This window comes from Caproicibacterium sp. BJN0003, from assembly GCF_026314295.1.
In the GTDB taxonomy this organism is placed as follows: domain Bacteria; phylum Bacillota; class Clostridia; order Oscillospirales; family Acutalibacteraceae; genus Caproicibacterium.
In genome coordinates this window covers 2,056,942-2,081,487 of record NZ_CP111108.1, presented here as the reverse complement: position 1 = coordinate 2,081,487, position 24,546 = coordinate 2,056,942, and the positions used below count along the sequence as shown (strand labels likewise).

General features: G+C 42.8%; 20 protein-coding genes and 1 tRNA gene. 18 read left to right on the top strand and 3 right to left on the bottom strand.

What is annotated here, in order from left to right; translation table 11 throughout:
* Positions 1-13: 13 nt before the first annotated feature.
* From OP489_RS10450 to OP489_RS10400, 11 genes are all read left to right on the top strand, one after another.
* Positions 14-1,981, top strand: coding sequence for a DHH family phosphoesterase (locus OP489_RS10450; protein ID WP_266161914.1), 1,968 nt, complete (start codon positions 14-16; stop codon positions 1,979-1,981).
* A gap of 12 nt (positions 1,982-1,993) precedes the next feature.
* On the top strand, positions 1,994-2,440 hold the full coding sequence (rplI, locus tag OP489_RS10445) for a 50S ribosomal protein L9 (protein ID WP_266161912.1): 447 nt from the start codon (positions 1,994-1,996) through the stop codon (positions 2,438-2,440).
* Between the two features lie 81 nt (positions 2,441-2,521).
* A complete protein-coding gene (gene dnaB / locus OP489_RS10440) occupies positions 2,522-3,892 on the top strand; it encodes a replicative DNA helicase (protein WP_266161911.1) in 1,371 nt (456 codons plus the stop codon).
* Positions 3,885-5,279: a tRNA lysidine(34) synthetase TilS gene (gene tilS, locus OP489_RS10435; protein WP_266161910.1), complete on the top strand. Its 1,395-nt coding sequence runs from the start codon at positions 3,885-3,887 to the stop codon at positions 5,277-5,279. Before dnaB ends, tilS begins: the two co-directional genes overlap by 8 nt.
* 8 nt (positions 5,280-5,287) lie before the next feature.
* Entirely contained in the window at positions 5,288-5,827 is a 540-nt protein-coding gene (gene hpt / locus OP489_RS10430; RefSeq protein WP_266163528.1) for a hypoxanthine phosphoribosyltransferase, read from the top strand.
* Between the two features lie 33 nt (positions 5,828-5,860).
* Complete coding sequence (ftsH, locus tag OP489_RS10425; RefSeq protein WP_416232478.1) at positions 5,861-7,870, top strand: ATP-dependent zinc metalloprotease FtsH; 2,010 nt, start codon at positions 5,861-5,863, stop codon at positions 7,868-7,870.
* 104 nt (positions 7,871-7,974) lie between these two features.
* Entirely contained in the window at positions 7,975-9,951 is a 1,977-nt protein-coding gene (locus OP489_RS10420; protein ID WP_266161908.1) for a DNA gyrase/topoisomerase IV subunit B, read from the top strand.
* Between the two features lie 33 nt (positions 9,952-9,984).
* Entirely contained in the window at positions 9,985-12,222 is a 2,238-nt protein-coding gene (locus OP489_RS10415) for a DNA gyrase/topoisomerase IV subunit A (RefSeq protein ID WP_266161907.1), read from the top strand.
* A 267-nt stretch (positions 12,223-12,489) separates the two neighbouring features.
* The gene (secG, locus tag OP489_RS10410) at positions 12,490-12,741 is read left to right on the top strand and encodes a preprotein translocase subunit SecG (protein ID WP_180342124.1); all 252 of its coding nucleotides are present in this window, start codon (positions 12,490-12,492) and stop codon (positions 12,739-12,741) included.
* A gap of 134 nt (positions 12,742-12,875) precedes the next feature.
* Positions 12,876-14,990, top strand: a complete 2,115-nt coding sequence (gene rnr / locus OP489_RS10405) for a ribonuclease R (RefSeq protein WP_266161905.1) — start codon at positions 12,876-12,878, stop codon at positions 14,988-14,990.
* A gap of 74 nt (positions 14,991-15,064) precedes the next feature.
* A complete protein-coding gene (locus OP489_RS10400; RefSeq protein WP_180342126.1) occupies positions 15,065-15,322 on the top strand; it encodes a pro-sigmaK processing inhibitor BofA family protein in 258 nt (85 codons plus the stop codon).
* Between the two features lie 137 nt (positions 15,323-15,459).
* Here OP489_RS10400 and OP489_RS10395 read toward each other — a convergent pair whose 3' ends face one another.
* Entirely contained in the window at positions 15,460-16,035 is a 576-nt protein-coding gene (locus OP489_RS10395; RefSeq protein ID WP_266161904.1) for a DUF4364 family protein, read from the bottom strand.
* Positions 16,036-16,104: 69 nt separating this feature from the next.
* Positions 16,105-16,515 carry a helix-turn-helix domain-containing protein gene (locus tag OP489_RS10390; RefSeq protein WP_266161902.1) on the bottom strand — a complete coding sequence of 137 codons (411 nt, stop codon included), beginning with the start codon at positions 16,513-16,515 and terminating at the stop codon, positions 16,105-16,107.
* A 107-nt stretch (positions 16,516-16,622) separates the two neighbouring features.
* Between OP489_RS10390 and OP489_RS10385 the strand changes: the two genes are divergently transcribed.
* The 4 genes from OP489_RS10385 to OP489_RS10370 all read left to right on the top strand — a co-directional run bounded on the left by OP489_RS10385 (position 16,623) and on the right by OP489_RS10370 (position 19,972).
* A tRNA-Thr gene (locus tag OP489_RS10385) sits at positions 16,623-16,698 on the top strand.
* Between the two features lie 170 nt (positions 16,699-16,868).
* Entirely contained in the window at positions 16,869-17,765 is an 897-nt protein-coding gene (locus OP489_RS10380; RefSeq protein WP_266161901.1) for a LysR family transcriptional regulator, read from the top strand.
* A gap of 60 nt (positions 17,766-17,825) precedes the next feature.
* Entirely contained in the window at positions 17,826-18,803 is a 978-nt protein-coding gene (locus OP489_RS10375) for a YitT family protein (RefSeq protein WP_266161900.1), read from the top strand.
* A 134-nt stretch (positions 18,804-18,937) separates the two neighbouring features.
* The gene (locus OP489_RS10370; RefSeq protein ID WP_266161899.1) at positions 18,938-19,972 is read left to right on the top strand and encodes a hypothetical protein; all 1,035 of its coding nucleotides are present in this window, start codon (positions 18,938-18,940) and stop codon (positions 19,970-19,972) included.
* A gap of 28 nt (positions 19,973-20,000) precedes the next feature.
* Here OP489_RS10370 and dhaS read toward each other — a convergent pair whose 3' ends face one another.
* Entirely contained in the window at positions 20,001-20,612 is a 612-nt protein-coding gene (gene dhaS / locus OP489_RS10365; protein ID WP_266161898.1) for a dihydroxyacetone kinase transcriptional activator DhaS, read from the bottom strand.
* 429 nt (positions 20,613-21,041) lie between these two features.
* Between dhaS and OP489_RS10360 the strand changes: the two genes are divergently transcribed.
* Genes OP489_RS10360 through metA form a run of 3 tightly spaced genes read left to right on the top strand, consistent with a single transcriptional unit; the run spans position 21,042 to position 24,409 of the window.
* Positions 21,042-22,262 (top strand): 5-bromo-4-chloroindolyl phosphate hydrolysis family protein, encoded by a 1,221-nt coding sequence (locus OP489_RS10360; RefSeq protein WP_266161896.1) that lies wholly within the window; start codon positions 21,042-21,044, stop codon positions 22,260-22,262.
* Positions 22,263-22,287: 25 nt separating this feature from the next.
* Complete coding sequence (locus tag OP489_RS10355; RefSeq protein ID WP_180342133.1) at positions 22,288-23,442, top strand: toxic anion resistance protein; 1,155 nt, start codon at positions 22,288-22,290, stop codon at positions 23,440-23,442.
* Positions 23,443-23,464: 22 nt separating this feature from the next.
* The gene (metA, locus tag OP489_RS10350; protein ID WP_266161895.1) at positions 23,465-24,409 is read left to right on the top strand and encodes a homoserine O-acetyltransferase MetA; all 945 of its coding nucleotides are present in this window, start codon (positions 23,465-23,467) and stop codon (positions 24,407-24,409) included.
* The last annotated feature ends 137 nt before the right edge of the window (positions 24,410-24,546 follow it).

The window sequence follows — 24,546 nt, the reverse complement described above, 5'->3', positions numbered from 1 at the left end:
TAAGGAAAGAATTATGAAACACAGAGTATGGGTATCTTCGCCGATTTATTTGGTCTTGGCGGTCATCATGTTGGTTATGGCCTGCTTCTCTTTCCCATGGAACCGCGCAGTATTCGCGATAGAGATGGGGTTGGCGGTCGTCGCTGTTATGGTGGTACTAATCTCTAACTTCTATTTTCGCAGCTATGTGGGAACTTCTGTAAAAGCGGCGGAAAAAGTGCTTTCACTGAATGAAACGTCGGCATTGCAGCAGTTTACAATGCCGGTGGCACTTTCAGGACCGGCAGGAGATGTTGTTTGGGTAAATGATGCGTTTGTCAATACGATCAGTCCGCATAAAGAATGCCGGGGTGAAAATGTTCTGCGCTTTATTTATCCCCATACTCTGGAGCAGATTCTCAAAAATGCAGGAACAGATGTGACAATCGATCAACGTCAGTATACCGTGTTTGCTGCAAAGACAAAATTGGGCTGCCTGCTTTATTTTATTGATGATACTTACTATAAGGAAATCAACAGAGAATATGTGGATCGTCATCCGGTGGTGTGCCTTGCATACTTTGATAATCGGGAAGAGCTAGCGAGAGATATCACTTCTTCGGAAGATAACCGAATTGCTTCCGAAGTCGAAAATGTGCTTTTTAACTGGGCACAGAGCATGGGTGGATTTTCTTATCGTGTCAATAATGGGCGTTATTTGATTTTAAGCGATGAAATGCATATTCGAGAGGCAATGGAACATCGTTTTCAGATTCTCGATACGATCCGTAATATTAAGTCGGCGGATCACCGGAGTGCTACTGTTTCGATTGGAATTGGCAGAGGCGCCAACTCTCAGCAGGCCAGTGAAGAATGGGCTCGCCGTGCGTTGGATATGGCATTGGGGCGTGGCGGCGATCAGGTTGCGGTAAAACAGAAAGATGATTCTTATGAATTCTTTGGAGGACTTTCCAAAGGAGTGGAAAAGCACGATAAGGTGCGTACCCGCGTAATTGCTGCAACACTTTCTGATCGGATCAGACAAAGCGATACGGTGCTGATTATGGGGCATAAGTTTAGTGATCTGGACGCAATCGGTTCATCGATCGGATTATGGAGTGCCATTACCCGCGCATTGCAGAGACCTGCATACGTCGTTGTTAATGAAGCGCAGACCCTTGCAGGTCCGCTGATTCAAAAGATGAACGATGATGGAGAAGGGGACTGCTTCCTTTCCCCGAATGATGCATTGGCATTAGTTTCTCCCCGTACTCTTTTGGTTGTAATGGATACCCATAGTCAGGAATTTGTTGAAAGTCCCGAACTACTGAAGGCGGTTTCTAAAGTGGTGGTTATCGACCATCACCGCCTGATGGTAAAGCATATCGAAAATGCTGTGGTCTTTTATCATGAACCATATGCCAGCTCGACATCTGAAATGGTAGCGGAACTCGTACAGTATATTGGGGAGAATGTGTTGACCCGCACAGAGGCGGAAGCACTTTTGGCAGGCATCATGCTGGATACCAAGAGCTTTTCTCTCAAAACAGGGGTGCGTACTTTTGAAGCTGCAGCTTATCTGCGCCGACGTGGTGCGGATACGGTAACGGTAAAACGGTTATTTTCCGACAGCTTTGATACATATAAAACAAAGTATCGGATCGTTTCCAGCGCAGACCTTTTGGATGGCTGTGCAGTTGCTTATACGGAGCAGGAACTGCCAAATCTTAAAATTGCTTCGGCTCAGGCGGCGGATGAGCTTTTGACGATTGAAGGCGTAATGGCTTCATTTGTAATCTATCCTTCAGACGGAGTCATGAATGTTTCTGCCCGTAGTATGGGGGACATGAATGTTCAGCTTGTGATGGAGGCAATGGGCGGCGGCGGTCACCTTACCATGGCAGGAGCCCAAATCAAAGATGCAACGGTGGAACAAGTACGCAGCCAGCTAATAGAAATTTTGCGTGCCGGGATCGGCCGCGGAACGATTCAGAAAAAATAGGAGGGCTTTTTGATGAAGGTTGTTTTGTTGGCAGATATAAAATCTCACGGAAAAAAAGGGGAACTCGTAAATGTAAGCGACGGTTATGCCCGCAATTATCTTTTCCCCCATAAATTAGCGAAAGAGGCAAATGCAGAGGCAATGAATGAAATTCGCAATGCGGAAGCTTCTAAAGCTCACAAGATTGCGGTAGAAACAGAAAATGCAGAAGCAGCGGCAAAACTTTTAAATGGAAAAAGCATAAAGATCACTGCGAAAGCTGGCCAGGGCGGCAGGCTTTTTGGTTCGGTTACTGCAAAAGAAATTGCAGAAAAGCTTCAGAAAGATTATAATGTAACTGCTGATAAGAGGAAGATTGTCCTCGATACAGAGATTAAAGCTTTTGGCACTTATAATTGCGAGATCAAACTTTATAATGGGGTCTCTGCAAAGATTTATGTTGTTGTATCGGAAGCTTAAACAAAAGTGATACTGAGGTGATCGCGGACGAACTTTTCGTTTGCGGTCGCTTTTATTCCATACGAGAAAGGGAGAATTTCTATGGCAGAGACTGCAAATTCCTATAATGGGCTGAATCTACCGTTTAGTCCCGAAGCAGAACAGTCTGTTCTCGGTGCGATTCTGCTGGATTCTTCCTGCCTTGACCGAGTGATGGATTTTCTCCCGAAGCCGGAATATTTTTATCAATCTAATAATGCCCTGATTTATGGGGCTATGCTCGACATGGCTTCTTTAGGGCAGTCGATTGACTTTGTAACGGTGCTTGAAAAGCTTAAAACGACAGAGAATTTTGATGAGGCGGATGGTAAGACTTATCTTTTGCAGATGATGGAGCTGGTGCCTTCCGTCAATAATGTGGAGAGCTATGCGAAGATTATCCGGGATAAATATGATGTTCGCTCTCTGATTATTGCAGCGAGAGAAATTTTGGAAGAGGCGGGGGCTGGTATTGCCGATTCAGATACTTTGCTGGATGCTGCGGAACAGCGCATTTTTGATATTCGGCAGGGCAAAAATATGCAGGGACTTCAGAAAATTAGTGAAATCCTCATGCAGACCTTTGATCGTCTGGACTTGCTCAATTCTCCTGATAAAGATCAGTTTCGTGCGATTCCAACCGGCATCAAATCGCTGGATGATACCATTACCGGGCTCAACCGAACCGATCTGATCCTTTTGGCGGCAAGACCTGGCATGGGCAAAACCAGCTTTGCACTTAATATTGCGCGTAACGCGGCAGTAAAATGTCAAAAAAGAGTTGCTTTTTTCTCTTTGGAAATGACAAAAGAACAGTTGGTCTCCCGATTGCTTTCTACCGAAGCTATGGTCGGAGGCGTAAAATTGCGTACCGGTAAACTGGCGGACGATGAATGGGTGCGAATTATTGAAGCCGGAGATATTCTCAATAAGACCCAGATGTATTTTGATGATAATGCAGGCATTACCGTTTCCGAAATGAAGTCTAAACTTCGTCGTCTGCGGGATGTTGATCTGGTTATCATCGACTATTTGCAGCTGATGTCCGGCGGAAAGCACATTGATAACCGAGTACAGGAGATTTCACAGATTACCCGAAATCTTAAAATTATGGCAAAGGAACTCAATGTTCCGGTTATCTGCCTGTCGCAGCTCTCTCGTGACAGTGAAAAACGAACTGATCATCGGCCGATGCTGTCCGATCTGCGTGATTCCGGCTCCATTGAACAGGATGCTGATATTGTTCTATTTTTGTATCGCGAAGCGTATTATGCCAATCAGGAGAATGCTGAAGCTCCCGATCCTGACAGTGATGTTAACAGCGGCGAATGTATTGTTGCAAAGAACCGTCATGGTGAGACGCGCGCGGTTCCTCTGCATTGGCAGGGCGAATTTATGCGCTTTACCGCGCAGGAGGTAGTGCGCAATGAATGATGATTTGATCTCCGCTCAAAAAGCGGAGATTTTGCTTATTGAGCAAAAAGCCGAGCAGTTGGTGATTTCGGAAAAAATGTTTTCCAAAGGCGGGACTGTCATTGTGGGTATTTCAGGAGGAGCGGATTCGACTGCATTGCTGCATTTTTTAAATAATCACGCAGAAAAGTGGAATCTTTCTTTAATTGCAGCGCATGTTAATCATGGACTGCGTGGGGAAAACGCCGATCACGATGAAGCTTTTGTAAAGGAATGCTGCCAAAAATGGGGAATTCCCTGCCGCGTTTTGCATGAAGATGTGGCGGGCCTTTCTAAAAAACGCAAAGAGGGCCTGGAAGCATGCGGTCGATATGTCCGTTATACGTTTTTTAGACACTTAGCGGAAGAAAATGGTGCGGTCGCTATCGCAACTGCGCATACGGCTTCGGATCAGGCGGAAACGGTTTTGATGCATCTTTGCCGCGGAGCCGGAGCGAGAGGCCTTTCGGGAATTTCTCCAGTTCACGAGAGGATTGTGCGGCCGTTTTTGTGCTTGACAAGAAAAGAAATTGAAGCGTATTGTAATTGGTATCATTTGTCCTATTGTGAGGATGAAACAAATGGGGATCTCGATTTTTCCCGCAATAAAATTCGTCAGCAAGTGATTCCAGTTTTAAAAACGTTAAATCCAAAGGTGGAAACTGCAATTTCAGGAGCTGCTTTTCGCCTGCGGGAAGATGATGATTGCCTTTTTGAAATGGCAAAAAGTTCTTTAGAACAAGCGGCGCATGGGCCCGGCTGGGAGACTTCCAGCTTGATGAAACAGCCTCGACCCGTGCGGCTGCGCGCACTTTTTTTGGCTGCGAAAAAGAATGGTGCAGGAGAACTTTCTGCCGATCATCTTTTGAATTTGGATCTGCTCCTTGGGCAAGGTGGGAAAATCACACTGACTTTAGGACTTCATGCAGAGGTTCAGCAGGGTATCCTGTTTTTTGGAGTACCTAAAAAACAAAGGTTTTCTATTCCTTTGTCTTTTCCTGAAACGGTTCTTCCGGATGGAAGACGACTTTTGGTGCGGAAAATTTCTCAAAAAGAACTGAAAAATGATTCGAAATTTCATAATTTGTTCTTTTTTAATTTGCTGAATTATGCTACAATTAGCAAGAATACTGTAGTAAGGACCCGGTTGGAGGGCGATCGTTTTCGCCCGGCTGGAAGAGGAATTTCAAAACCGCTGCGCCGAATGATGAATGAAGCACATATTCCGCCTTATCTGCGGGAAAATTCCATTTTGCTGGAACGAGAAGGGGAAATTCTCTGGGCCGAAGGCCTTGGAGCTTCCGAATCCGCGCGGCCGGGGTTTGACCGGCAAAATGCGATGATTATCATAAAGGAGAACGGTTTATGAGTCAGAATATGATGGATGATATCGAGAAAGTTTTGTATAGTGAAGAAGATCTTCAGAAAATTGTACAGAGAGTCGGCAAACAGATCAGTGAGGATTACCAGGACAAGAATTTACTTTTGGTAAGTGTTTTAAAAGGTTCTGTCGTATTTATGGCAGACCTGATGCGTGCGATTACGGTACCCTGTGAAGTCGATTTTATGTCGGTTTCCAGTTATGGTTCAGGCACCAAAACCTCCGGCGTTGTCAAAATCACAAAGGACCTTGATATCAATCTGGAAGGATATGACCTTTTGGTTGTTGAAGATATCCTTGACAGCGGGATGACATTGTCTTATATTTTAGAGATGATGCGTGACCGTAAACCGAACAGCATTAAGCTTTGCACGTTATTTGATAAACCGGAACGCCGAACCGTAAATGTACAGGCTGATTATGTGGGCGGAATCGTTCCGGATGAATTTATTGTAGGATATGGACTTGACTATGCTCAAAAATATCGTAATCTTCCTTTTGTGGGCATTTTAAAGCCGAAAGTATACGGTGGTTAAGGAGTTGATTAAAACTTGAATAATAAAAAGGGCATGCGCAACCTGATCCTTGTGGTTTGTATCCCGATTATTCTGATGATTGTAATCGCTTCCGTTTATGGAAATAATACGACGAAAACATATGATTATTCAGATATTATTGGATACTTTAAATCGGAGCAGGTAGAGGAATATTCGTTGGATTACGGTACCGGTCAACTGGTATTGAAGCTCAACGACAAAGACAATACAACCATCAATTATGTAGTAGCGAATGTCATTACTTTTTATCAGAAAATTGATCCGATGGTTGAAAAATACAATGCGGATCATACGGATGCTCCTATGGTGGAGAAGCATATCCGTGCCCGTGAGGTAAGCTGGCTCTCTACTTTGGCGCCAATGCTGATCGCAATTGTCGGCATGGCTGTCATCTACTATTTCTTCTTTAGAAAACTCAGTGCCGGAATGGGCGAACCGGGCAAACAGATGAATTTCGGCAAAGCTAAGGTTAAAAAGATGTCTGACGAAAAGAGAAAGACAACTTTCGCAGATGTTGCCGGTGCCGATGAGGAAAAAGAAGAGCTTTCTGAAATTGTAGAGTTCCTTAAGAATCCTCAGAAATATAATGAACTGGGCGCAAGAATTCCGAAAGGAGTTTTGCTAGTGGGCCCTCCCGGTACCGGTAAAACATTGCTGGCACGGGCAGTCGCTGGGGAAGCGGGCGTTCCATTTTTCTCAATTTCCGGTTCTGATTTTGTTGAGATGTTTGTCGGTGTTGGTGCATCACGTGTACGTGATTTGTTCGAACAGGCGAAGAAAAACAGTCCCTGCATTATCTTTATTGATGAAATTGATGCGGTCGGTCGTCAGCGTGGCGCCGGACTTGGCGGCGGACACGATGAACGCGAACAGACTCTGAATCAGTTGTTGGTCGAGATGGACGGCTTCGGTGCAAATGAAGGCGTCATTATGATTGCGGCGACGAACCGCCCGGATATTCTGGATCCGGCTTTGATGCGTCCGGGTCGTTTTGACCGTCAGGTGACGGTTGGATATCCGGATATTAAAGGCAGAGAGGCAATCCTTCATGTTCACGCCCGCGGAAAACCTTTGGCGCCGGATGTGGATCTGAAAACGATTGCAGGTTCAACAGCTGGATTTACCGGCGCAGATTTGGAAAACCTTTTGAACGAAGCCGCTCTGCTTTCCGCTAGGAAAGGTCTCAAAGCAATTACGATGTTAGAGATCGAAGAGGCTACAATTAAGGTCATGATGGGCACGGAAAAGAAGAGCCATATCATGAGTGATAAAGAAAAGAAACTGACAGCTTATCATGAAGGCGGTCATGCGGTGGCAACCTATTATTGCCCGACGCAGGATCCGGTTCATCAGATTTCCATTATTCCGCGTGGAATGGCCGGTGGCTATACGATGTCGGTTCCGACAGAAGATCGTTCCTACAAGACAAAGAAAGAAATGAAGGAAGATCTGGTCGTACTTTTGGGCGGCCGTGTTGCAGAAGCAATTACGCTGGATGATATTTCCACTGGCGCTTCTAATGATATTGAACGTGCGACAAAACTTGCACGTGCTATGATCACGAAGTATGGAATGACGGAAGCTTTGGGTCCCATTACCTATGGGCAGGATCAGGGCGAACCGTTCCTTGGCCGGGATATGGGTCATATTCGGGATTATTCCGAAGCGACTGCATCGGCGATCGATAAAGAGATTCGCAGTATTATGAACGATGCTTACACCAGAACACATGAAATTTTGGAACAGCATCTCGATCAGCTGCATGATGTCGCAGCGTTTCTGTTTAAACATGAAAAGATGAGCGGAGAAGAGTTCCGCTTAGTAATGGAAGGAAAAATGCAGGCCCTTCCTACAGAGGATACGAATGCTTTGCCGCCGGATGGGGAAACTCCTCAGAAACCGGAACAAGAGTCGGAAAAATCTTCTGAAGAAACTTCAAAAGCGGATTCTGAATCGGAAAATGCACAGGAAAATTCGAGTGATCAAAAACCGGATTCTCCTCAGAACCCCTCAGCTGAATAATTTGAAAGGGGAATGAACAAAATCATTCTCCTTCTTTTTTTGAAAAATTCCCGTTGGAAAAAATTTCAGGGATTCCCCGTTTAAAAAGGGAAAAAGGAGGAAAAATGGCGAGAAAAGCAGCTTATAATAACGAAAGCATCTCGATGCTCAAGGGAGCCGACCGCGTACGTCTACGCCCCGCGGTCATTTTTGGCTCTGATGGGATCGAAGGGTGCGAACATTCGATTTTTGAAATTTTATCGAATTCAATTGATGAAGCTCGTGAGGGATATGGCCGTGAGATTACGGTGACCCGTTATGAGGACGATTCTGTTGAGGTGGAAGACCATGGCCGTGGAATCCCCGTGGATTTTAACCATAAGGAACAGCGCTATAACTGGGAGCTCGTTTTCTGCGAAATGTATGCGGGCGGAAAATATAATAATGATGCGGATTCGAGCTATGAATATTCTTTGGGGCTAAACGGTCTTGGCCTTTGTGCAACACAGTATTCCAGCGAATATATGGATGTGGAAATTCATACGGGTGAAACCAAATATACGCTTCATTTTGAACATGGCGAAAACGTCGGCGGACTTCACCAGGAGCCTTCTAAATCAAAAAGTGGAACAAAGATTCATTGGAAGCCTGATCTGCAGGTCTTTACTGATATTGCAGTGCCGGTAGAATACTACCAGGATATTTTAAAACGTCAGGCAATCGTCAATGACGGAATCCGGTTTATTTTAAAGAATCAGTCGGAAAACGGCTTTGAAACCGAGGAATTTCAGTATGAAAACGGAATTGCCGACCATGTAAAGGAAGTTGCCGGCGACGATGCCCTTACTGCGGTGCAGTTCTGGCAAACAGAGAAAAAAGTTCGGGATCGTGCCGATAAACCGGAATACAAAGTAAAAATTAATGTAGCGGTTACTTTTTCCAACCGAAACAAATTGCTGGAATATTACCACAATTCCAGTTGGCTGGAACATGGCGGCGCACCCGACAAAGCGGCGCATAATGCTTTTGTTTATCAGATTGATGCTTATTTAAAACAAAATAACAAATACAATAAGAATGAGAGCCGCATCGCATTTCAAGATGTAGAGGACTGTTTGATCCTTTGTATTTCTTCTTTTTCCAATCGGACGTCTTACGAAAATCAGACGAAAAAGGCAATTACCAACAAGGGAATCCAAGAGGCTATGACGGAAATGCTGCGTCATCAGCTGGAAATCTATTTTATTGAAAATCCACTGGATGCAGAAAAAATTTCCAATCAGGTTCTGATCAATAAGCGCAGCAGAGAAGACGCAGAAAAGACACGTTTAAATCTTAAAAAGCGGCTGACTTCCACGATGGATTTAACCAATCGGGTTGCAAAATTCGTTGATTGCCGCAGCAAAGATGTTTCAGAGCGTGAGATTTTTATTGTGGAAGGTGATTCCGCTTTGGGTGCCTGCAAACAAGCGCGCGATCCGGATTTTCAGGCGATCATGCCGATTCGCGGCAAAATTTTGAACTGCCTTAAGGCGGACTATGATAAAATTTTCAAAAGTGATATTATTACGGATTTGATTAAAGTGCTTGGCTGTGGAGTACAGGTAAAATCCAAAGCAAACAAAGAAATTTCTTCTTTTGAAATGGACAACCTACGTTGGAATAAGATTATTCTCTGTACCGATGCAGATGTGGATGGATTCCAAATTCGCACCTTGATTTTGACGATGCTCTATCGTCTGACTCCACAGCTTATTACTGCTGGAAAAGTTTTTATTGCAGAATCCCCCCTTTATGAGATTCGCTGTAAGGACGAGACGTATTTTGCTTATGATGATCCCGAAAAGGACCGCATTGCAAAGAGACTTGCCGGGCAAAAATTTACATTGCAGCGCAGTAAAGGATTGGGAGAAAATGAGCCGGATATGATGAACCTGACGACAATGAACCCCAAGACCAGAAGGCTGATTAAAGTTATGCCTACTGATGCTAAAAAGACGGACGAAGTCTTTAATTTGCTTTTAGGAGATAACCTTTCGGGAAGAAAAAAACATATTGCGACTCATGGGGCAGAATATATGCAGGACGCAGATGTTTCTTAATCGGAAATTTTTTTAGAAAGGAGGATATAGAGAATGCCAAAAAAAAGGAGAGCAGCTGCGGCGGTAAAATCAGCGATGCATGGTGTTATTGAAGGCGCCGGACAGGTGCAGGAACAACCGATTGTAGATACGCTGGAAAAAAATTATATGCCATATGCGATCAGTGTAATTATGTCTCGTGCAATTCCAGAAATCGATGGGTTTAAGCCCAGCCACCGGAAACTGCTTTATACCATGTATAAAAAGGGGCTTTTAACAGGCTCCCTAACGAAGAGTGCCAACATCGTTGGAGAAACGATGAAGCTCAATCCGCATGGCGATGCAGCAATTTATGATACCATGGTGCGTTTATCCCGCGGCTATGAAGCTTTGCTTCACCCGTATGTGGAGTCAAAGGGAAACTTCGGAAAATTTTATTCCAGAGATATGGCATGGGCGGCTTCCCGATATACTGAGGCAAAGCTTGCACCGATCTGTGCGGAACTTTTCAGTGATATTGATAAAGATACGGTCGATTTTGTACCAAACTATGATAATACGATGGAAGAACCGACTTTACTGCCGGCAAGATTTCCATCTGTTTTGGTTAATGCAAATACCGGAATTGCTGTTGGTATGGCAAGTAATGTTTGTTCCTTTAATTTAAAGGAAGTCTGCGAAACGACAATCGCACGAATTCAGAATCCGAATCATGATATTTTGTCAACTTTGCAGGCACCGGATTTTACAGGCGGCGGACAGATCCTTTATGATCGAGAACAGATGAAAGAAGTTTATCGTACGGGGCGCGGAAGTATCCGGGTTCGCTCCCGCTATAGTTATGATAAAACCGCCAACTGCATTGATATTACACAGATTCCGCCAACAACGACTGTTGAGGCGATTGTTGAAAAGGTAATTGACCTTGTGAAACAGGGAAAAGCAAAAGAGATTTCGGATATCCGAGATGAAACAGGTCTTGCCGGATTAAAAATTACAATTGATCTCAAAAGAGGGACTGATCCGACAAAGCTGATGACAAAGCTCTTTCACATGACGCCTTTGGAGGACAGTTTCTCCTGCAATTTTAATATTCTGGTAGATGGTGCCCCAAAAGTGATGGGGGTCGGCGAGATCTTAGACGCATGGACAAAGTTCCGTATCAATTGCGTACGCCGCCGCACGGAGTACGACCTGCAGAAAAAAATGGATAAGCTTCATTTGCTGATGGGCTTGCAAGCGATTTTGCTTGATATTGACAAAGCAATTAAGATTGTTCGCGAGACAGAAGAAGAGAGCGAAGTTGTCCCTAATTTGATGATTGGATTCGGCATTGATGAGACGCAGGCCGAATATGTAGCAGAAATTAAACTTCGTCATCTCAATAGGGAATTTATTCTTAAGAGAACGGACGAAATCGGCGAACTTCAAAAACAAATTGCTGAATTGAATGCAATCCTTGACAGTGATCATAGAATTAAAGCGGTCATTATTAAGGAACTAAAAAATGTTGCCGATTTATACGGCCAGCCTCGGCGCAGTATTCTGCTTTATGCCGATCAGATTGAAGAGGAGTCGGAAGAGGAAGAAATTCCGGATTATCCAGTCAATCTGTTTTTTACAAAGGATGGGTACTTTAAAAAGATCACTCCACAGTCCTTGCGAATGAGTAACGACCAAAAGTTAAAAGAGGGAGATGCCGTTCTCGAACATATAGAATCAACCAATAATAGCGATCTTTTGTTCTTTACGGATCGGTGTCAGGTGTATAAAGCGAGGACCAACGACTTTTCTGATACAAAAGCCAGCGTTTTGGGCGACTATATTCCTGCTAAGCTGCAAATGGATGAAGGGGAAAATGCCATTTTTATGGTCGCTACAAAAGATTATCAGGGAACTTTGGTATTTTTCTTTGGAAATGGAAAAGCTGCAAAAGTAGAGCTTTCTTCTTATGAGACGAAAACGAACCGCAAAAAACTGGTTAATGCCTATAGTGATAAATCTCCGCTCGTTAAAATGTTCTGTTTGCCGGAAGATATTGAAATTCTCCTGACTTCTACGCAGGGAAGGATGCTTTTGGTGCATACTGGTGCAGTCCCGGTAAAGACGACCCGGTCAACGCAGGGGGTGCAGGTGATAACGCTGCGCCGCAGTGCTAAACTGCAGAAAGCGGAAGTCTTTGTAGAGTCTTCTGGAGTCCTAAAAAATCCGCAGCGCTATCGAAAAACAATTCCGGCAATCGGTAGTCTGTCTTCAAAAGAAGAACTTTCAGGGGAACAACTGACCTTTTAAAAATAAAATGAGCCGCAGAAAAGTGGAGGATCACAGTTCTGCGGCTCCGGCCCTATCGTGCAAACGCGAAAAAACAATTGGGTCGTATCCGTAGTATTTGTCTCAGGAGCACAGTCTATACAAAAATCATTTACTTTTAAGAAAATCGGTAAAATGATAGAAAGACTTGCAAAGTAAAAAACATTATGGTATTATAAACTATAACTGAGTCATTCAGTATTAAAATTGCTTTATTTTAAAATGAAGATATGAAGTCGGAGGATCATTATGACTGGATTTGAGATCGCTTTCGGGATCGTTTTATTGGTATTTTCTGTTGCAATTATTTTTGTGGTTCTTCTGCAGGAAGGACATGATCAGAATACAGGAGTTATCAATGGCGGAGCAGATACATTCCTTAGTAGAAATCGCGCTCGAACGGTAGATGTGTTCCTCGCACGCTGGACAAAAATTATCGCGGTTGGATTTTTTATCGTGGTAATTGCGATTAATGCAACTATGTATTTCTATAAGGGTTAAGAAAAAATAAAAGCCCCGCTTATGGAAAGCGGGGCTTTTTATGTATACAATTGGGGTAGAATAGATAAAAAGCGCAGGGTCCGGCAATGAGATGCTGCGTACAAACAGGAAAAATCCTGTCTTGGAGGAATAATATGATCGATGATATTAAAAATGAAATCTTAAAGTATCTGAAGGATACTTCCGGCGGAATCGCTTCCCGTGATCTGATGCGGCAGATGGGAATCACAGAAAAATACAGCAAGATTTTTTATCAGGCAGTTACTCAGCTTCGGCATGACGATTTGGTCAGCGTAAATCGGAACCATATCTTGTCGCTTCGTCATCAAGAGGAGCAGCAGAATATTCCAGCAACGATTGTTTCTCTTTCGAGAGGCTTTGCTTTTGCGCGTCCGGACGATGGCGGAGACGATATGTTCCTGCGCGCAGAAGATCTGCATGACGCATTTTTGGGCGATCATGTAGAACTTGGAAATATCAAGCAGTCCATAAAAGGACCTAGCTGCGAAGTGATGAAGATTACGGAGAAGGCAGAACCTGTTGTGAACGGTTCCATTGTACAGGGAGAAATCTCTGCAGAACTGAATCCTGACGCAGCGATTCGTTTTCACGTGCCTATTGAAGACTTCTTCCACAGTGGTGCGAAAATCGGCGATAAAGTGCAGACGATTATCCGCCGTCTGCCGCATTCTTCCCGTTTTATGGCGAAGGTTACAAAGATATATGGTAGCGCAGACTGTGCAAAGATTTGTGCGGATTCGATTTTAGACCAGAATTCTGTTCGGATTCCCTTTCCGGAAGAAGTGAAAAAGGAAGCATTGGCCATGAAAAATCGGAAAATTACGCCGGAAGAGCTTTCTGGACGTTCTGATTTTCGTGATTGGCCGATTTGTACGATTGACAGCGCCAGCGCAAAAGATTTGGATGATGCTGTTTCCTGTATAAAAATTCCGGGAGGATATCGTTTAGGAGTGCATATTGCAGACGTTTCTCATTATGTGCGCGAAGGCTCTGCACTTGATAAAGAAGCTGCACTGCGTGCAACCAGCGTTTATCTGCCTGATCGGGTGGTTCCCATGCTGCCGGAAGAAATCAGTAATGGAGTCTGTTCACTGAATGCGGGAACCGATAAACTCACTTTTTCGGCGGTTATGGATATCAATCCCGAAGGAGAAATGGTTCATTATGAGTTCCATAAATCGGTAATCGACAGCAAGGTGCGCGGTGTTTATACAGAAGTCAATGCCATTTTTGATGGAACTGCCGATGAAGCTTTAGAAGAAAAGTATGCACCGGTCAAAGAAAGCCTTGAATGTTGTCGGGAACTTGCGGATATTTTGAGAGAACGTGCAAAGCGTGCCGGCAACTTTGACTTAGATACCAGTGAATCTGAATTTGTATTAGATAAAAATGGCCTTTGTATTGATGTTATGCCCCGCCACAGCGGCACTTCTGAGAGAATGATTGAACAGCTCATGATTGCTGCGAATCAGGCGGCTGCAAAATTGGCGAAAGCAAAGAAGCTTCCGTTTGTGTATCGTGTACATGAGCAGCCGGACCCTGACCGCATTGATACTCTGGCAGAATTAGTAGGAGCTTTAGGCCTTTCTGCAAAGAGCCTCAAGCATACAGGCGATGTAACAACGAAAGATTTTGCGGCAATTATGGAACAGGCCGAAGGAACTCCGGCCGAAAAGATTGTTTCCCATCAGCTGCTGCGTACAATGGCAAAAGCGAGATACGATGTCTCTCCATTAGGACATTTTGGCTTGGCTTTAGCAGATTACTGCCACTTTACTTCACCGATCCGCCGCTATCCGGATACATCAATCCATCGCATTTTAACGGCTTTTCTGAGTGGCGAAGACCATGATATGATCGTAAAGAAATACAGCGATTTTGCGGCAGCTTCTGCTAAACAGTCCAGTAGGATGGAAATTAAAGCAATGACCAGCGAACGCGATGCAGATGACTGTTATGCTGCAGAATATATGAAGCAGCATCTTGGAGAAGAGTTTGATGGAATTATCAGCGGCTGCACGATGAGGGGAATCTTTGTAGAATTACCTAATACGGTAGAAGGCTTTGTCCCCAGTATCAGCTTTGAAGGAAAACATTTTGAATTTGACGGAATGGTTTCTCAAGTAGATGTAACAACACATGAAAAGCTGTCTATCGGAGATCCAATTCGTGTAAAAGCTGCTGCTGCGGATATTTCCAGTGGAAGAATCGATTTTGTTCCAGCTTGATTTCTTTTTAAAAAAATAAGAAAGTATGTCCCATACCCTGCATATCTATGTAAAAGAGAGGGGGGTATGGGACATTGATTTTTTTAATGACTTTAATTGGTTCCATTCTAGTGGCAGCGCTTCTGCTGGAATGGGGAAATGCAAAAAAACCTTTGCTGCGTGCGTTTATCAATGCAATTTGGGGAATACTTGCGCTGGCGGTCGTGAATCTAACCGGAATGATGACCGGGGTGACCCTCCCGCTTTCACCAGTTGTAATCGGGGTAAGTGCTTTTGCAAGTTTTCCGGGCGTTATTACTTTATTGCTGTTGCAGCTGATCTTTGGAATTTAAACCATGTGAAGAACTTTTATAGGATCATCTAGCGTATAATGTGCAAGCGGATGTCTGCGCTCTAAATAGAAAGATAGAGAGAGGATTAAAAAACGGCGCTCAAAGAATTGTAAAATCCTTTGGGCGCCGTTTTATGTTTATTTTTTCAATAAGTCAGAAGCTAAATCTGTATCACCGGAAACAAGAGCCAAAAGCATGCGATAGACTCGTTCTGGAGAGCGGTGAAAATTGCGCTTCACCATTTCGGCTTGTCGGTGATCAGCAAGGAGAAGGGTAAAACTCATCAGGTCGGAAGTTCCTCCCGAAATATGGCAGCAAACTTCATAACCTTTTTCGAGCTTGTGAACTTCTACTTTATTTTCTCGTTCATTGCGGGCAAATGCTAAAAGTTCTGTAGCAGCAGCCACTGCTTTTTCCCGTACTGCTGTTGGTAAAGCAGTATCGAGCTGACGTGCAATGCCGACTGCAGAAGACCCTGCAGAGTAATTTCCGGCTTTATCACGAAGCAAAATTCCTTTTTCAGTCAGACCGGACAGAGCGTCATTCAGTTCAAAATAATTTGCAAGCCCGGCCCCTTGAAGGCTTTCTAATATTTCCTGCTGAGAAAGCGGAGAATTGACCGAAGTTAGCAAATAGCATAAAAGAATTCGAATTTCTTCCTGACTTCTCAGTCCACCGGGTTCTATCCCGGCCGTAAAGGCATCATAAGGCATTGGGCTCATCCCCCCGTTCCATTCCTATTTTAGCACAAAGACAAGGGAATACGCAACGAAAATGAGAAGTTAACTTTCCTTTTTTGAAGAGAATTTTGATGAGGATTGTGCAACCTTTAAAATTTCTTTTTGTTGTTTTGTAGAAGAGATCCGATACAGCGCAATGAGCTCTCTTTCTTCAGACGAAAGTTCTGTTATTTTTTTGATTTCTTCTTTTGCAAATGGTTTTTGACTGCCGGAATCTGCTACCTGTGGAGGAATGGACTCAGAGTCCAAAAATGCTGACAGCGGAACATTTAAAATTCGCGAAATCTGATTTAGCATATGAATGCTGGGCGAAGTTTTTCCGGTTTCATAATAAGTGTAGGTGCTTCGGTCTATTTCTAAGACGTGTGCCATCTGTTCCTGCGTAAATCCGTTTTCACGGCGAAGCTGGCGGAGAGTCACAGAAAAATGGCCGAGATAGTGGTTGGTGGGCAATATAATTCCCCTTTCTTTAAAAGGAATTTAGCCAGACGAATTTTTTCTGATAAGGAAGGACTTGACGAAGGGCAAAAATTCCGCTATACTAATTTAGTCTTATGCATGCTACTGTGGCTCAGTTGGTAGAGTAGCTGATTCGTAATCAGCAGGTCATCGGTTCGAGTCCGATCAGTAGCTCCAAACTTGGAACCGCATGGAAGGTCGCTTAGGTGGCTTCTATGCGGTTTTTTTCTCATCATGAGATGTTATAGACTAGTAGAATTAGTTTATCACTTTTTTCTATAAAAATAAAATAACAAATATTTATGGGACTATAAAGATAATTTATATAGACAATAGGGGGCGCTAAAATGCTGGATATTCGGATAGAGACTTTTCTAACAGTCTGCGAATTTATGAATTACACAAAAGCGGCACAGAGATTAAATATTACCCAGCCGGCGGTTTCCTATCACATTCATACTCTGGAACAAGAGTATGGAATGAAATTGTTTGATTTACAAGACAAAAAATGGGTTTTGACACCTGCCGGACAAGCTGTTCGTTCTGTTGCATTGACTATGAAACATCATGATTCTATGCTGCGTATGACTCTTCAGCGAATGAAAAAGAACAAAGAGCATATCGTAATTGGAGCAACTTTGACAATTGGTATCTATTTGCTTCCGAATATCATTGCGGATTTTTTGCAGGACAACCCATCTATGCAGATTCAGTTGATTATAGCAAATACACAGGAATTGTTAAAAAAACTTGACGCGAAGGAAATTAATTTTGCTTTTGTAGAGGGACTTGTTCCACAGAATGAATATGAAACAAGAGTTTATAGCAGAGAACCTTTTATCGGAGTTTGTGCAGCTGATTATCCTTTGCGTGGCTCTTTTTGCTATTTAGAAGATCTTTTGGAAGAACGTCTTTTATTGAGAGAACAGAGTTCTGGCAGCCGAAGACTTCTAGATAGATGTTTGCAGCGCCGAAATCTTCAGATATCGGATTTCCATTCTCAAATGGAAATTAATAATTTGGATGCTTTAAAACATCTAACGGAACGAGGTTGTGGGATTACCTTTTTATTCGAGCGGGCAGTTGAAGAAGAACTGCAGAGAGGAACCCTAAAAAAGATTCCCATTAAAGATTTTTCTATTGCACATGATTTTACATTCCTTTGGGAAGAAGGCAGTGCTTTTTCTAGGCACTATGAATCTTTTTTTCAAACAGCTCTGAACCATAAAAATAAAAAGCCATAGGATTTTTTAGGAGAGTAGGGAAATCCTTGTAAAGAGACTTTTTCAAAGGAGGAGATTAGGGTGAGCCGTTCGGAACATACTGAAAAATTGCTGAATACTTCAAAAAACATGATCTTTTTTATATTGAGTGGCGTTATTTATTCAATCAGCGTGCGTGTCTTTACAGCGCCAAATGAGATCGCTCCCGGCGGACTGACTGGTGTTTCTACGATGCTGAATTATATATTTGGCACGCCGATAGGTGCGATGACCATGTTGCTTAATTTGCCCGTTTTTATCTGGGGCATTTTTGAAATTGGATATAAGCTGGTTTCCAGGACAATTTTTGCAACCTTGTGTTCGTCTATTGCAATTGACTTAATTGGATTTGTCATACCGCCTTATTATGGAAATCCGCTTCTCGCAGCGATTTATGGAGGGGTATTGGAGGGGATTTCACTTTCTCTTGTTTTAGGACGAGGCGGTACAACCGGTGGTACGGATATGATTGCAAAGCTTTTAGCCCGCCATTTTCGCCATTTGAGCATCGGAAATTTGATGATGGCGATAGACGGCGTGGTTATTTTGGTTTCTGCAATTGTTTATCAGAGCCTTGAGAGTGCGCTCTATGCAGCGATCACCGTCTTTGTTTCGACCCGTGTAATTGATGCATTGCTTTATGGCAGTGACGGGCGTGCGGGCAAACTGATTTTTATTATGTCCAAAGGAAGTGACGAGATCGCCAAAAGAGTTTTACATGAATTAGACAGGGGAGTTACCGAAATTCATTCTCGCGGAGCGTACAGTGAACAAGAGCAAATGACTCTTTTATGCGCGGTAAGCCGGACAGAAGTTTATAAGGTGACAGATATCGTTCGGGAATTGGACAAAAATGCGTTTATGATTATCGGAGATGTGGGACAAATTAACGGAGAGGGATTTTATATTCCCAAAAAAGAAGATAAAACACTTCCAGAGCTTTTGAATTCTCACAGAAAAAGAAGAGAAAAGCAAAAATCAGAGGAGGAGTTATCTGATAGTCCAAAAGGTGAACAGTAATTTTCATTTTAAAGATATTTTTTGGACAAAATAAAAAAATTGTCTCTTCCTTCATACTAAATAAAAACGTATGATAGAAATAGTCATTTTTGAATTGATGAGAACGGGCAGATATAAGGGGAGGCGGGGTCCCGATGAAGCAGTCTAAGGGAGTACTGCGCATGATCGTTGAGACTACAGTTAGAAAAGCGCTGAATGATTTAGAGAAAGATCCGGAACGTACCATTCGTAACTTGGTAGAAATCGCGCATGGATTTTCGAAAGGCGAATTTCAGAAAAACTTTTTTCAAATTGTACAGTCTATGTTAGAAAACGAAGACAGTGCTTATTATCTTTTGGTGAAAAATTTAGTATATTATGTAGATCACGAGACACTACTTACATTCGGAATGAATTTAGGCTATAACGGCTGTGCCAATGGATCTAAAAAGATGCGCCAGGCAGAAGAGAAATATGGATTTCATGTACCATGGTCGATGTGCTTCTGCATGAAAGAAGGGGATGCTTCTTTCCCAATTGAGCAAAGCTATGAGATTATTGAGCAAGGTAAGACATGGGGAGCCTACACATATTTCTTTTTTAGCTGTGATGAACAGTTAGAGGAAATCTCTCAATTAGTTGAATCGGAGCCGGATTGTGCTTTTTTAATTTTTATAGAACCTCAAAAGGGGAAGGAAGCACAGGAACGATTTGGGCAAATGCATAATGTGATGATTTTTGTGCGCGGAGATTGTCCGAATTCCATCGAGACAGCCAAATATTTAGTGGAAAATAAAATGTTAGTGGGAGCATACCACCTATATTCAAGTGATCAAGTTTCAGAAATTGAAACAGGCACATGGCTAAAAGAAATTTCTTCTTCCGGAGCTGCTATGGCTTTTTTGGCCGCAGAAAAAGGCTGCAGTCAAGAAGAAAGAAAAGAAGTTTGGAGCTATATTAGAAAGACACGCTTTTATCAGGACTATCCCATCATTCCGGTGGAATTTTCTATGGATATGATCACGATTGATCAGGCGTTTTCCCCTGATACCTGTTCTTTGCATTTTTCCCCTTCTGGACAAGTAACTTTGTACGATAAAAATGGGACACGAAATTTAGGGCTGTATTCGTGTGGGACCCTTTTACAGCAGATTTTGGGCGGAAACATGCAAGAGACTGCAAATATTTGATAAAATAAAAATGGCTTTGAAAATCTGATTAGAGATTTTCAGGGCCATTTATTTTATGTAGAGATTTTAAATCTGTTTGATCTTTAGGGTGAGGTCCTTCTTCCATATCAGAGACAATTTTGCGTGCGACGCTGCTCATAGAGGATTTTAGAAGAGAGACAAATTTTTCCGGTCGCATACATTCTTTTGCAAGAAGCCATCGTTCGATTGCGCAGAGAAAGGCGTCCGAGAAGAACACAGCAAAAAATTCCGAATCTTCAGAGCTATCAATCATTTCCCACAGATAATTTAAAACGATCGGCCGTAACAAAGATTGAAAATAATCGTGAAAGCAGTTTTGTCCCGTTACTTCGAGGGCATTCATATAAAAATGGCGGTTTTTGTAGAAGTAATCACAGATATCTTCAATTAAAGACCAGCCATCATCGTAGTTTTTATCATGAACGGCACCCACAAATTCCGTGTAAAAAATCCAGTTTACCAAATCGTATTTATCTCGAAAATGGTAATAAAAGCTTTTTCGGTTCATGCTGCAGTGCTCACAAATATCGCCGACGCTGATTTTTGAAAAAGGCATTTTTTCCATCAGGCTTTTCATGGCAGATGCTAACGCTCGCTTAGTGATTGCTGAATCTGACATTTGTTCACACCTCTTTCTTTTTCTATATGCTATTATTATAACAAACCTTCAAAACAAAAATCAATCCTAAATTCTAACTGCGGAATAGTAAAGCAGTATATAGTAAAGTTTGCTTAATAGTAAAAGCAGGAGCGCGGTAAAAAACCACGCTCCTGCTTTTAAGGAGAAATATGAAAAAGAGTGAATTTATGTGAAACCCTTTCACAAGAGTCTTATTATCATCAACAGGTTTCTTTCCCTAAGAACATTTTAAGAATACCCTTTTTATGTGTGCATTAGTTTAGAGAAATGTAAAATCTGGGTAAACTTTAAGTGATTGTTTGGTGAATTTTGTTTTTATAAAAATGGACAAATTTTCAAAGGCATTTTATTGTCATTTTTTTAAAAATACGATATAATAAATTTGATTAAGTATTTTTGGAGGGTATAATGGGAATGCATCGAAATCGCAATATCGGTCGTGATATTAGTCATGCCGTTCGGGATGCTATGCGTACCGGTAATTTTGAAAATCTTGGCAATACAGTGCGTAATACAGTTCGAGATGTTACCGCTGATGTAGAAGCAGATGTGCGTGATTCTATGTCTGGCAATCATCAGAAGAATCAGTCTGCCTATCCACCCCCACCTTATCAAAAGCCCTCTTCGAATTATCCCCCCTATTATCGCCCTTATCGTTCAGCAAAAACTAAATCGGAGATGATTCCTGGAAAAGTTTCGGGAGGTGTGCTGCTGGGAACAGGATTGGCAGTGGGAATTCCCTGCCTGGTGACGGCAATCGTCGGCTCAGTAATGACCGGCATGGGAATGATTGCTGCTTCTGTCTTTGCAGTTGGCGGTGTTATTCTTTATATTTTGTCTGCTGTTGGAGCTTTTCTTTTTGGAAAAGGGACTTCTCTTCTCAGAAGAGTCAGGCGGTATCGAAAATATCGAGCGCTGATGCAAGGGGGCTCTTTTTGTTCAATTAAACAGTTGGCGGATGGAATTCATAAAGCGCCCGAATATGTAACAAAGGATCTTAAAAAAATGATGGCAAAAGGAATTTTCCCAGACGGCCATTTGGATGAGCAGGGAACAACCTTTATGCTGGGTGATGAAACTTACCAAAGCTATCTGCAGGCGGAAAAAGCGCGCAAGGAACGTGAGGCAGAGGAGGAACGCCTGCGTTCTGACCCGGCTGCAGCTGCACTTGCGCAGGCAAAAGCAGAAGGAAGTCAATATATCACGGCTATTCGGGAGGCAAATGATAAAATTCCCGGAGAAGAGATCAGCCGCAAGCTCGATCGTTTGGAAGAAGTCTGCAAAAAGATTTTTGATTATGTAGAGGAGCATCCCAAAAAGCTGCCGGAGATCCGGCGCTTTATGCAATATTATTTGCCGACCACTTTAAAATTGGTCAACGCCTATCAAGAATTTGACTGTCAGCCTGTGCAGGGAGAAAATATTCTGCAGGCAAAAAAAGAGATTGAACAAACGATGGATACGATTAATACTGCATTTGAAAATTTGTTGGATACACTTTTCCAGGACGATGCATTGGATGTGGCAACCGACATTTCTGCCTTGGAGACCATGCTGGCTCAAGCAGGGCTGACCGGCAAGGATTTTAAAAAAGAAGAAACACAGAAAGAACCGGAACTAAAGCTGTAAAGAGAAAATAAGGAGGAAAGATCTTATGAGTAATGAAAAAACAGAAATGCCGACTTTGGTACTCGATGGAGCGCAAGAGGCACCGGCGGCACCTACTTTGGAGACAGTAACGCCTTCCGAACTTACCCAGAAACCGGAAGACATAGAAAAGATGAATCTGACACCGGATGAGCAGAAAATGGTGGATGATTTTTCGAAGAAAATTGAACTGACAAATTCCAATATTATTTTACAGTATGGTTCCGGAGCACAGAAAAAGGTCGCGGATTTTTCGGAAACCGCTCTAAATTCAGTAAAAACAAAAGATCTCGGAGAAGTTGGAGATATGCTTTCCGGAGTTGTCTGTGAACTCAAGAATTTTCAGGTTGAAGACAATGAAAAAGGGATCATGGGATTCTTTAAACGCAGCGGTAATAAAATTAATGCATTAAAAGCACGCTATGCTAAGGCAGAAACCAACGTTGATCAGATTTCATCTGCGTTGGAAGGCCATCAGGTAACTATGCTCAAAGATATTGCTATGCTGGATAAGATGTATGATCTCAATAAGGTCTATTTTAAAGAGCTGACCATGTATATTTTAGCCGGCAAGAAAAAGCTTCAAGAGGTGCAGACGCAGCAGCTGCCTGCTTTGCAGAAAAAAGCAGAAGCATCAAATCTTCCGGAAGATGCTCAAGCAGTCAATGATCTTGCCAGCATGTGCAATCGCTTTGAAAAAAAGCTGTATGATCTGGAACTGACGCGCACAATTTCAATTCAGATGGCACCGCAGATTCGTCTGGTACAGAATAATGATCTTTTGATGAGCGAGAAAATTCAGTCAACGCTGGTCAATACCATCCCACTTTGGAAGAGCCAGATGGTGCTTGCTTTGGGAGTGGAACATTCACAGCAGGCTGCAAAGGCTCAGCGTGAGGTAACAGACATGACAAATGAGTTACTCAGGAAAAATGCGGATACGCTTAAAATGGCCTCTATTAATACTGCTAAAGAAAGCGAGCGGGGCATTGTAGATATGGAGACGCTGCAGCATACAAATGAACAGCTCATTACAACACTGGATGAGGTCATGCAGATTCAGAAAGACGGCCATGAGAAGAGAGCTGCTGCAGAGCAGGAGCTGGGTAAGATTGAGGGAGAATTGAAACAGAAACTGCTTTCTCTACAGACACAGCAATAAAAAAAGAAGGAAATGGTAGAGCATGCCGATTAAAATTCCGGATGACTTACCGGCAAGGAGTGTCTTGCAGGGTGAGCATATTTTCGTGATGACCGAACGTCGGGCACTGCATCAGGATATCAGGCCTTTGCGGATTGCGCTGGTGAACCTGATGCCGATTAAAATTACAACAGAAACACAGATTTTACGCTGTATGGCAAATACGCCTTTGCAGATTGAAGTCGATTTGGTACAAATGGCTTCTCATAAGAGCAAGAATACGCCGGAAGATCATCTGTTGGCTTTTTACAAAACGTTTGATGAGATCGAAGAGAGTCACTATGACGGCTGTATTATAACGGGTGCACCGGTAGAACTGATCGATTATGAAGAGGTGGAGTACTGGCCAGAACTGTGCAAAATCTTTGATTGGACAACCACACATGTCCATTCCACTTTCCATATTTGTTGGGGAGCACAGGCGGCGCTTTATTATCATTATGGGGTCCCAAAACATATTCTGCCGGAAAAGCTATTCGGCGTTTTTAAACATCATGCACTGACAAAAAAGTCAAGACTGTTCCGCGGATTTGATGATGAGTATTGGGTCCCACATTCCCGACACAGCGAAGTGACGGCAGAAGATATTCGGAAAGTTCCAGAACTAAAGCTGATGTCTGTCTCGGAAGAAGCCGGGGTCCACATTGTCGGGGATCAAGAGGGCCGGCAATTTTTTGTAATGGGACATTCGGAATATGATGTCGGTACTCTCGGAGAGGAATATTTTCGAGATGTCAGCCGTGGTCTGCCGATTTCTATGCCGAAACATTATTATCCGGATAACGATCCTTCTAAAAAGCCAATCGATAAATGGCGCGCTACTGGGCAGCTTCTCTATACAAATTGGCTTAACTATTTTGTGTATCAAACAACGCCTTTTAATTTGGACTTGCTCGGGCGTAATTCTTTAGATTGCGCAATGCTGTAATATTAGAAAAGTTTTTATGAGAGTATCATTATAAAAATGGTACTCTTCTTTTTTTGTTTTCTTAATAGTAGAGGTTCGACCTAGTTCCCGTAATTTTGCATCGGAAATTCTTTATTCTTTTGAATAAGGAATTTTTT